9 protein-coding genes are annotated in these 10,235 nt (G+C 42.3%); 4 read left to right on the top strand and 5 right to left on the bottom strand.

Going from position 1 to position 10,235, the window contains the following annotated elements; all coding sequences use genetic code 11:
• Window positions 1–180 precede the first annotated feature (180 nt).
• Window positions 181–858, top strand: a complete 678-nt coding sequence (gene mtgA, locus Q0K96_RS14465; protein WP_297334692.1) for a monofunctional biosynthetic peptidoglycan transglycosylase — start codon at window positions 181–183, stop codon at window positions 856–858.
• Entirely contained in the window at window positions 858–1,805 is a 948-nt protein-coding gene (locus Q0K96_RS14460; RefSeq protein ID WP_297334691.1) for a lipid A deacylase LpxR family protein, read from the top strand. Before mtgA ends, Q0K96_RS14460 begins: the two co-directional genes overlap by 1 nt.
• 78 nt (window positions 1,806–1,883) lie before the next feature.
• Here the strand turns inward: Q0K96_RS14460 and Q0K96_RS14455 are convergent, their stop codons facing one another.
• The gene (locus tag Q0K96_RS14455; RefSeq protein WP_297334690.1) at window positions 1,884–4,016 is read right to left on the bottom strand and encodes a prolyl oligopeptidase family serine peptidase; all 2,133 of its coding nucleotides are present in this window, start codon (window positions 4,014–4,016) and stop codon (window positions 1,884–1,886) included.
• Between the two features lie 222 nt (window positions 4,017–4,238).
• Here Q0K96_RS14455 and Q0K96_RS14450 point away from each other — a divergent pair, with 222 nt between their 5' ends.
• Window positions 4,239–6,335 carry a recombinase gene (locus tag Q0K96_RS14450; RefSeq protein WP_297334689.1) on the top strand — a complete coding sequence of 699 codons (2,097 nt, stop codon included), beginning with the start codon at window positions 4,239–4,241 and terminating at the stop codon, window positions 6,333–6,335.
• A gap of 1 nt (window position 6,336) precedes the next feature.
• Here the strand turns inward: Q0K96_RS14450 and Q0K96_RS14445 are convergent, their stop codons facing one another.
• Window positions 6,337–6,993 (bottom strand): NAD(P)H-binding protein, encoded by a 657-nt coding sequence (locus Q0K96_RS14445; RefSeq protein ID WP_297334688.1) that lies wholly within the window; start codon window positions 6,991–6,993, stop codon window positions 6,337–6,339.
• Between the two features lie 37 nt (window positions 6,994–7,030).
• On the opposite strand from Q0K96_RS14445, the gene dinB reads away from it, so the two are divergent.
• Window positions 7,031–8,125: a DNA polymerase IV gene (gene dinB, locus Q0K96_RS14440; RefSeq protein WP_297334687.1), complete on the top strand. Its 1,095-nt coding sequence runs from the start codon at window positions 7,031–7,033 to the stop codon at window positions 8,123–8,125.
• Window positions 8,126–8,284: 159 nt separating this feature from the next.
• On the opposite strand, the gene Q0K96_RS14435 is transcribed toward dinB, so the two are convergent.
• From Q0K96_RS14435 to Q0K96_RS14425, 3 genes are all read right to left on the bottom strand, one after another.
• Complete coding sequence (locus Q0K96_RS14435) at window positions 8,285–9,058, bottom strand: Bax inhibitor-1/YccA family protein (RefSeq protein WP_297334686.1); 774 nt, start codon at window positions 9,056–9,058, stop codon at window positions 8,285–8,287.
• A 293-nt stretch (window positions 9,059–9,351) separates the two neighbouring features.
• Window positions 9,352–9,939 carry a hypothetical protein gene (locus Q0K96_RS14430; protein WP_297334685.1) on the bottom strand — a complete coding sequence of 196 codons (588 nt, stop codon included), beginning with the start codon at window positions 9,937–9,939 and terminating at the stop codon, window positions 9,352–9,354.
• The coding region (locus Q0K96_RS14425; protein WP_297334684.1) for a hypothetical protein at window positions 9,926–10,235 on the bottom strand (310 nt) is incomplete at its 5' end. The genes Q0K96_RS14430 and Q0K96_RS14425, both read right to left, overlap by 14 nt.

Here is a 10,235-nt window from a genome sequence, read left to right as displayed (position 1 = left end):
ATGTTAATGATTATATCTCTAATTCTAAATTTTCAAATCCTACAAAATTTCATCCAATACAGGAGGCTTTAAATTTCGATGACGAAGAATAAAAAGCCATATTGTCATTTTTTCTAAAATAGATATGAGTAGCATAATAGACTACTTATTCGTAATTTCGCCCCTGTAATTCAATTAGGTATGCTGCGAAAAATATTCCGCTTTTTTCTTAAGGTTTGCTTGTGGTTCTTTGTGATTTCGGTACTGTCGGTAGTACTGTTCCGCTTTGTGCCGGTACCGTTTACCCCGCTTATGATAAGCCGCGCGTTTGAACAGCGCGAACGTGGCGAAGAAATGGAAGCGGCGCACGACTGGGTGCCTATAGAAGAAATATCGCCCGAACTGCAAAAAGCCGTTATAGCCAGCGAAGACTCTAATTTTCTTACCCATCATGGCTTTGATTTTGATGCCATGTATAAAGCCTACAAAAGCAACAAAAAAGGCAAACGCATTAAAGGCGGCAGCACCATATCGCAGCAAACGGCAAAAAATGTTTTTTTATGGCAGGGCCGCAGCTACCTGCGCAAAGGCCTTGAGGCTTACTTTACAGTACTTATAGAAGTACTTTGGAGCAAAGAGCGCATTATGGAGGTGTACCTTAACAGCATAGAAATGGGCGATGCCGTTTATGGCGCACAGGCAGCCTCTAAATACTGGTACCGCAAAGATGCCAAAAACCTTACCCGCTATGAGGCGGCAGGCATAGCGGCCATATTGCCAAATCCTTTAAAATATAAAGCAACCAACTCCTCATCTTATATTAACCGCCGCAAAGGGCGCATAGTGCGGCATATGCGCTATGTAAAACTCGACTATTAATGCGGTTTGCGTGGTTATACTGCATGTTGCTGTGCTACGCACCGCTTTTTGCGCAAAAACCCGCAGAAGTCAGCATTATACTCGATAACGACCTGTACAGTTCTCCTATTAATGACCAGTACTATACCAATGGCATAGAGCTTGTTTACCGCTACCTTACCAACAAAGAAACCGAAACCGTTGCAAAACAAATAACCGAGTTCAGGGCGGGGCAGTATATTTACAGTCCGCAGTCGGTGCGGGTGGCCGAGATAAAATACCACGACAGGCCTTTTGCCGGCTATCTTTTTGCCGAGGCAGGGCTAAATACCTATTATAAGAACGAAAGCGTACTAAAGCTGAACTTTCAGGCGGGGGTTGTCGGGCGCGAATCGCTTGCGCAGGATTTTCAGGAAGGCCTGCACAGCCTGTTAGGCTACCACAAGGTAGAAGGCTGGAAATACCAGATTAAAACACTCGCGGGCTTACAGGCGAATGCTTTTTACTCCCACAAAATCTTTTCCGGTACTTATAACGAAAAAATAGACTTTCACCTGCAGGGCGAGGCTTTTGCGGGCACCATCTGGACGAGTGCTTCTGTAGGGATTATGTCACGCATTTCACTGAATAAAGACAAGTTGCTGCCGATGTATAACTCGGCACTGCACAACGCCACCCTGGGCAGGGATAAAGAGGATTATAAAGACAGGCGCGAGCTTATACTCTACCTTAACCCAAATATTCAGTACCAGGCTTATGATGCCACTATAGAGGGCAGCCTGTTTAACGACAACAGCCCGGTTACCTTTCCATTAATACCTTTCCGCTTTAACGCAGAAGCGGGTGTAAAATACACCCGCAACCATTGGAATTTTTCCTATTCGATACACTACCGCGGCAAGGAACTGTCGAATAACGTAATTACCGGATATTATTATGGGTCTGTTGTTTTGGGGTATCTTTTATAAAGTTCGAAAATTTAAAGTTTAATGCTTAAAGTTGCTTTACTTAACGTCCAAACTTTAGACATTAAACCTTAAACTCTTTTATTTTTTCTTCGGCTTTACGCCCATGTTATAAAGCGTAAACGCCTGTGCATCGCTGTATTCGGCTATGGTTTGCGCTACCGATTTACCTGCACCATGCCCGGCATTTACACCTATGCGAATCAGCACCGGGTTATCCCCTGCCTGGTTTTCCTGTAATGTCGCTGCAAATTTAAAGCTATGTGCAGGCACTACACGGTCATCATGATCTCCTGTAAGTACCATTGTGGCAGGATATGCGGTACCTTTTTTTACATTATGCACCGGAGAGTAGCCCTTAAGGTAATCAAACATTTCCTTACTGTCTTCGGCTGTGCCGTAATCATAGGCCCATCCGGCTCCCGCTGTAAAAGTATGGTAACGAAGCATATCAAGCACTCCTACTGCGGGCAATGCCACCTTCATCAGGTCGGGGCGCTGTGTCATGGTTGCACCTACTAAAAGCCCGCCGTTGCTGCCTCCGCTAATGGCAAGGTAATCAGGAGAGGTATATTTGTTTTGTATCAGGTATTCGGCTGCGGCAATAAAATCATCAAAAACATTTTGCTTTTGCATTTTAGTACCGGCATCATGCCATTTTTTGCCATACTCGCCACCCCCCCTAAGGTTAGGTACTGCATAGATACCGCCGTTTTCCATCCATACCGCATTGGCAATGCTGAATGATGGTGTAAGGCTGATATTAAACCCGCCGTAACCATATAAAATAGTAGGGTTGGTGCCGTCAAGCACAAGGTCTTTGCGGTGGGTAATAATCATGGGGACCTTAGTACCGTCTTTAGAAGTGTAAAATACCTGTTTAGACACATAATTATCGGTATTAAAATCTACTTTAGGCTTTTGGTACACATCCGATTTTCCTGTTTTAGGGTCGTATGAATAAATAGTACCGGGGCTGATATAATTGGTGAAAGAGTAATACAGCACCTTATCCTCTTCCTTACCGCCAAAGCCGCCTGCACTGCCTACACCCGGTAGCTTAATATCGCGCACCAACTTGCCTTTAAGGTCATACTGCTTTACAACAGAAACAGCATCCTGCATGTATTCTGCAAAAATATACCCCGCACCCGTAGAGGCCGAAAGTACGTTTTCGGTTTCGGGTATCAGGTCTTTCCAGTTTTGCTGCTGTGGTGCAGCAACATCAACCGTTACGATCCTGTTGTTCGGAGCCTTGTAATTAGTGAATATTATAAGAGTAGTGCCCTGTGTATCTATTACACTGCTGTCGCTGTCAAAATCATCTGTAAGGGTTACAAGCTTAGCGCCGGGTTTAGATAAATCGGCTATAAAGAGCTTATTACCCGATGTTGAGTTTGCCGCCGAAACCACAAGGTAACGCTGGTCTTCGGTAACATAACCGCCAACATACCTGTACTTGGTGGCTTCGCTGTCGCCAAAAATTATTTTATCCTCTTTTTGAGGTGTTCCCAGTTTGTGGAAGTAGAGCTTGTGGTGGTCCGTCTTAGCGGAAAGCTCGCTGCCCTGCGGCTTGTCATAGCTTGAATAGTAAAATCCTTCGTTGCCTTTCCAGCTTATGCCGCTGAACTTTACATCGGTAAGCATTTCACCTGTAAGTTTTTTAGTAGCGGCATCCATAACAAACACCTTGCGCCAGTCGCTGCCCCCTTCAGATATCGAGTAAGCCACAAGGCTGCCGTCTTTGGTAAAACTAACCCCGCCCAGCGATGTTGTACCGTCTTTACTAAAGGTATTCGGGTCTATAAAAACTTCTTCTTTCCCGTTTTTATCTTTACGGTACAGTACCGACTGGTTTTGCAGCCCGTCGTTTTTATAGTAGTAGGTATAGTTGCCTTCTTTAAAAGGTGCCGATATCTTTTCGTAATTCCACAGCTCCTGCATGCGGTTCTTTATCTCATCACGAAAAGGTATTTTATCCAGATAGCCAAAAGTCACTTTATTTTGTGCTGTTACCCATGCCGCTGTTTCTTCAGAGCGGTCGTCTTCCAGCCATCGGTAAGGGTCGGCTACGGCTGTACCAAAATAATTATGTGTTGTTGCCGCTTTTCGTGTTTCGGGATATTTTATTTTTTCCTGCTTTTTGTTTCCTGTCATTTGTGCCTGTAAACTAAGGCTGCATCCTACAGCCAGTATTAATGATACTTTTTTCATTTTCTGATTGATTACATATTGCATAAAAATACAAATTATTTTATACTACACTTAGCCATATGCTTCCGGCTGCAGTTACAGTTTTTGCTTATAGTAAATAACCTGCTGAAAACCTTTTAAAAATGTTGTTGCCTACCCCATAAAATTCCCGTTACCACATAACAATTTATAACGGCGTATTTGTAATTTTACACGCTGTTTTGTCCCACAGTGCCCGCTTATATGAAGTTCAGGAAACCAAAGCCTAAGATGACGCTTCAGGAGTTCTTCAAATTAAATTTTGATGAGAATAACCTCTGGGAATACAAAGCGGATGAAGTAGATATGCTTGCCGAACTGGTGGATATTTTCCGCCCGGCAAACCCCGATGTAGTACTTACTGTTGATATAAGCGAGCTTTTGGTAATACTCGAAGAAAATGAGCAGTACTGCAAGGGGCTTTCAGTTTACCTGAAAGAAATACTGAAACACAAAAAATTCAGTAAAATACTTACAGATGCAGGCATACTAAGCGATACCGATTTTTTCTACGAAGTGCGCCACCGCCTGTTTGCAAAGCTGATACCCGAACAGCCGGAGAAAAACACACTTGAGTATGTGCTTAACCAGGTGTTTTTTATGAAGTCTGACCCATTGTGGATAAATAAAATTCCTGCCGAGCAGGTTGACGTGCTTTTCACGCAGCTTAACTTTTATTCGGTTTATGTTTCGAGCAGGGCAAAATCTCCATTGGCAGAGCTTCTGTTTTCTATAGAAGTGCTTATGCACCGTATTGCAGGGCGCGCGCTGGAGAGTGAGGTAACCAAAATGGTACCCGAATATGAAAACCTGGAAAGCCCTTTTCTTGCCATACAAAAAGAGTTTGCACTTATTAGCGACAAGCTGCTGGAAGAGCGCAAAAACTACATCCTGCCGAAAGACCTGGGCTATAAGCAGCTCATGATACTGCACCGGCAGTGTGTAGAATATGTAGAGCACGCCTTTAGGAACAGTAATAAATTTGGTATATCGCTACGGCTAAACCAAAACCTTTTGCGCATACGCCAGCAACTGCAAAGGCTGCGCACCCTGTTACCATTACTGGTACTTAATGAGCCTGAAGATGCACGCCGCAACACCATAGACCTTGCTTACTACCTGATAGAATATAACTGCGACAAAAACAACGTCCGTAAACTTATAAACGAAAGCACACAGCTTATTTCGTATGAAATAACACAGCATACTGCAAACACCGGTGAAAGCTATATAACCAAAGACAGGAAAGAATATTTCCGGATGTTCCGCACGGCAGCAGGTGGTGGTATAATTGTAGCTGTACTTTGTATATTAAAGGTTTTCCTTTCTAAAGTGGAGACCAGCGCCTTTGGGCATGCGCTGTTATACAGCCTTAATTATTCTATGGGGTTTATTGCCATATATGTACTGGGCTTTACCCTCGCTACAAAACAGCCCGCCATGACAGCCCCTGCGCTTGTACGGGCACTTGAAGCAGGCCGCCGCGAAAAAATTGCACCTGAGCTCGAAAAATATAAAACCTTTGCCGAATTTTTTGCGCGGGTATTCCGCTCACAGTTCATAGCATTTGTGGGTAACGTTGTTGTAGCATTCCCTGTAGCGCTGTTGGGTATATGGCTGATAGATATAACCTTTAGTTATAACCTTGCCCTTACAAAGTGGTTCTCGCTTATCAACAACCTGAGTCCGGTGCACTCACCTGCTATTTTTCATGCGGCCATAGCCGGTATTTTCCTGTTTCTGTCGGGCATTATTGCAGGCAGCGTTGCCAACCGCGACAAGCACCAGCACATGTATTATCGCATACAGGAGCACCCGTGGCTAAAAATGACACTGGGGCGCATTCGCACACAAAGGCTTGCCAATATCTACGAAAAAAAATGGGCGGGTATAGTAAGCAACTTCTGGTTTGGGGTATTTATGGGCAGCACCGCCTCTGTTGGAATTTTCCTGGGGTTAGACCTTGATATCAGGCACATAACCTTTGCAAGCGGCAACCTTGCATTAGGGCTGTATGGCGCCAATTATAATGTAAGTAACGAGATGATCTTCTGGGGTATATTCGGTATTGGCATAATAGGGCTGGTTAACTTCCTGGTAAGCTTCGGGCTATCGGTAATGCTGGCATTCCGTTCGCGCAATATTCCGTTCTCCGAGCTTGGCGATATTAATGCTGCCATCTGGAAGCATTTTAAGCGCAAGCCCGCCTCTTTCTTTTTCCCCAGCCTGCGCAACAGCAGCCGTGCTTTACTACCTGAAAGTACAGCCAAAAGCAGCCGCGCCCTTAGCGGAAAATCATAATTTAGCGACCTAATTTTTGCAGCTTGTCAGAAGTTACAATAACTTCCTCAAACTTGTTGTTGGCAAGCCATATCATAGCCTTTGCTATTGTTTTTGCCTTTATGCTTTTATATTTTGCCGTCCCGCCAATAAGTAACGGGTTGATAAGCCACATAAACCCGGACGCTATCTTTTCCATAATACGGGTTTCGTTACGCTCTGCCAGTATAAGCGAAGGCTGTAATATATGTGTTTTAGGCACACCTGCAGCTGCCACATCGCGCTGCATTTCGCCTTTGGTACGGTTATAAAAAATACTGCTGTTTACATCTGCGCCAAGCGCCGAGATCACTATAAAGGTATCAATACCATTTAGCCCGGCAAGCTTTGCCGCTGTTACCGGTATGCCATAATCTATCTTTCGGTAGGTTTCTTCATCAGGGGTTTTAGATTTTGTAGTGCCTATGCAGCAAAATACTTCATCACCTGTAAAATCTGCACTGCATTTTTCAAGCTCAAAAAGGTCGGTAAGGTGTTCCTCAACCTTAATGCTGCTGATACCCGCGCTGCTCCTCGAAAAAAGTTTTATCTTATCATACCTGCTGTCACTAATCAGCATTTTAACCAACTGGTTACCCGTGGCGCCTGTAGCGCCTAATATTATTGCAATCTTTCCCATACAACCTTTTTATATAAATATACAGTATTTTTGTGACATGGAATTGCATGTGCCGCAGCGGAAAATTATCCATGTAGATATGGATGCCTTTTATGCCTCTGTAGAGCAGAAGGACAACCCGCAGCTTATAGGAAAACCTATTGCCGTGGGCGGGGGCGAAACACGCGGTGTTGTTTCGGCGGCAAGCTATGAGGCACGTAAATTCGGGGTGCGCAGCGCCATGAGTGGGTATCTCGCCAAGAAAAAATGTCCCGAACTTATTTTTGTAAAGCCGCGCTTTGACCGTTACCGAGAAATATCGCAGCAAATCCGTAAAATATTCTTTGATTATACCGATTTGGTAGAGCCGCTATCATTAGATGAAGCTTACCTTGATGTAACCCACAACAAAAAGGGCAACCCAAGCGCGACACTGATAGCCCACGAGATACGCGAACGCATTTTGGCTGAAACAGGGCTTACAGCTTCTGCGGGGATATCTGTAAATAAGTTTATAGCTAAAGTAGCAAGCGATTATAATAAGCCTAACGGGCAGAAAACGGTTAACCCTGACGAGGTTTTACAGTTTCTGGAAGACTTGCCGATTGGTAAATTTTATGGTGTGGGCAGGGTTACTACAGAGAAGATGTACCAACTGGGCATTTTTACAGGTAAAGACCTTAAAGAAAAAACAGAAGACTATCTTGTACAGCACTTCGGCAAGTCGGGTGGGTACTATTACCATGTGGTGAGGGGCATTCACAACAGCGAGGTTAAGCCCGACAGGATAGCCAAAAGCGTGGGCACAGAGCATACCTTCAGGGAAAACCTTGTATCGGAAGTTTTTATGGAAGAAAAGCTGCTTGATACAGCCGGAGAGCTTGAACGCAGGCTGAAAAAGAAAAAAATTGCCGGCAAAACCGTAACACTTAAAATTAAGTACAGCGACTTTACGCTGCAAACCCGCAGCAAAACACTGCAATATTTTATTAGCGACAAGAGCCTGATATTTGAAACCGCTAAAGAACTGCTGTACCAGGAACGCCCTAAAGAAAGCGTGCGCCTGCTGGGCATATCGTTATCTAACCTTAATACTGACACTGCCCAGGGCGAGAAAAAGGCCGTAGCGGTGCAGCTTAAGTTTGAGTTTTAAACAGTAAAAAAGGGCTGTTTCATAATAACGGTTTCGATTTCGGTGAAGAAAAAACTCTCTATTATAGAATTTTTGATTTCTCCACTCCGCTTTGCTGCGGTCGAAATAGAACTCTGTTAACTATTGAAACAGCCCTTTTTATATATAATTTCTTAATTTTTAATCCCTGCTTGAAAGTTTGGCAAGCAGTTTAAGGAATTCTATGTAAAGCCAAACCAGTGTTATCATTAATGCCATAGCACTAAACCACTCCATATATTTTGGCAGCCTGCGCCTTGCGCCTTCTTCAATAAGGTCGAAGTCAAGGAAAAGGTTTAAGGCAGCGATAACAATTACAAACACGCTGAAGCCGATGCTTATCAGTGAGTTGCCGTATATAAACAACTGCACGCCGAATATAGACATAATCCAGCCGAGTAGGTAGAATGTACAAATAGCAAGTGTAGCACCTATAACTACCGAGCGGAACTGCTGCGTTACCTTAACCACTTTAAACCTGTACAGCAAAAAGCAAACTAAAAAGGTTACAAATGTAGCAGCCACAGCCTGCATTACTAAGCCCGGATATCTTGCTTCAAAAAAGGCCGAAAGCCCGCCTATAAAGGCACCCTCCAGCACGGCATAGGCCGGAACAAGGTAGGGCGTGTAAGCAGGTTTATAGATAGCTACGAAATACACTATTAACGATGTTATGGCACCGCCAATCATCATTGGCAGCACGTTATAGCCTGCAAAGAACAACTGCCATACTATAAAGGCACTGCTAACCAGCAGCACCAGCATCAGTATGCTTTTGTTTACGGCACCGTTAACGGTCATGGTGTTTTCCCTGTCAATAATCTCTACCGGGCGGCCGTCGGCATCATAAACGGTAGTAGCGCCTGCATTAAAGGCTTTGTTATTTAATAGCGGGTTTCTCGATTTTAGTTCCATTTGTGTGTTAATTGAATGTGATTGGTCAAATATAATCTTTCCTGTTAAGATTATCAAAAAATGTGCCTGATGTTGCAGTGTTTGGATTTAAATCTTAACTAGCCAAACCCGAAATTCAGGTGCGCTGCTAGTTTTTATTTTCTAATATTTAGTTTAAAGTCGTAAAGTTTAAAGATGTGAAATTACGATTTAGTTGAAAAGTTAAAATCATAATCACCAGAGCTAAATTGGAAGTTGAATCAATCTTTAAGTGCAAACAATAGGTGTATTTAGATTATGAAAATGGTTTCGGATTATTTTAAATTTATGTCATCCAAAAGCATAACATACATATTACTTAGAATAATTAATAGAATGATGATAAATTGTGTCCCTGTGTAAAAAATTAAAAAGTTAAAGAACTTCTTAAGATAAAAATGAACAGAGCTTAACTCTATAGAATTAATAAATAAATCAAGTTTTGTAAAATCTATTTGAGTAACAAACATTAGCGTTATGAGAAGAAGAGAGAGGATTATCGCAAATGATATATATGAGATTAGCTGTTTAGAGAAATTCTTATAAAGTTCAGCATAATGACGTGCGTCTTCCTTAGATGAACTCAGCATTTTTTTTCTTTTATCCATTTTATCTCCAACAACAATAAGTAAATTGAAAAACAGACCTGCAAAAATGCTTATTCCAGTTATAAGATAGGTAGAAACATCTTTATCAATGTTTACATTAAATAAGACTAAGGTTACAGCTAATATGATAGGCAACACATAATAATAGAAATTTATTGTCCGACGGTTTTCAGTGTCAACTCCATTGATTTCTTTAAATAAATATTTGTGAGCTTCTTTCCTTATTTCCCATATTTTAATTTTATTCCATTTCATCTCCAGTGGTATAGTTTATTTCTTTTTTTACAATATCTAAAATACCATCTGTAAATACCCTTATACTATCGTAATCAATATTTTCATTTATTATGAGTTCATTAGGCAACACGATCGCAGGAGTGATTTGAAATTTTTGTTCAACTTTTGCATGTGCTTGCTTTCCTTTGTCATCTTTGTAATAGAGAGTAGTTGTAACGTCGTCGTCATTTTCGATCTCTAAGTCAGATAAATCAACGCCAATCATTTTTTTGCTTTTAGAAAAATTATCTAAAAACTTACTTATACTATAGTTA

The sequence above is a fragment of the Flavobacterium sp. genome (assembly GCF_024305175.1).
Taxonomy (GTDB): Bacteria; Bacteroidota; Bacteroidia; order Flavobacteriales; family Flavobacteriaceae; genus Flavobacterium.
Note: the sequence above shows the minus strand (reverse complement) of the source record. Positions and strands in the feature narration are given on the sequence as shown.

Bases quoted from the DNA above. Each gene is read 5' to 3' on its own strand.
- Q0K96_RS14455 (WP_297334690.1), bottom strand. From the start codon at position 4,016: ATGAAAAAAGTATCATTAATACTGGCTGTAGGATGCAGCCTTAGTTTA.
- dinB (WP_297334687.1), top strand. From the start codon at position 7,031: ATGGAATTGCATGTGCCGCAGCGGAAAATTATCCATGTAGATATGGAT.
- Q0K96_RS14445 (WP_297334688.1), bottom strand. From the start codon at position 6,993: ATGGGAAAGATTGCAATAATATTAGGCGCTACAGGCGCCACGGGTAAC.
- Q0K96_RS14460 (WP_297334691.1), top strand. From the start codon at position 858: ATGCGGTTTGCGTGGTTATACTGCATGTTGCTGTGCTACGCACCGCTT.
- Q0K96_RS14450 (WP_297334689.1), top strand. From the start codon at position 4,239: ATGAAGTTCAGGAAACCAAAGCCTAAGATGACGCTTCAGGAGTTCTTC.
- Q0K96_RS14435 (WP_297334686.1), bottom strand. From the start codon at position 9,058: ATGGAACTAAAATCGAGAAACCCGCTATTAAATAACAAAGCCTTTAAT.
- Q0K96_RS14430 (WP_297334685.1), bottom strand. From the start codon at position 9,939: ATGAAATGGAATAAAATTAAAATATGGGAAATAAGGAAAGAAGCTCAC.
- mtgA (WP_297334692.1), top strand. From the start codon at position 181: ATGCTGCGAAAAATATTCCGCTTTTTTCTTAAGGTTTGCTTGTGGTTC.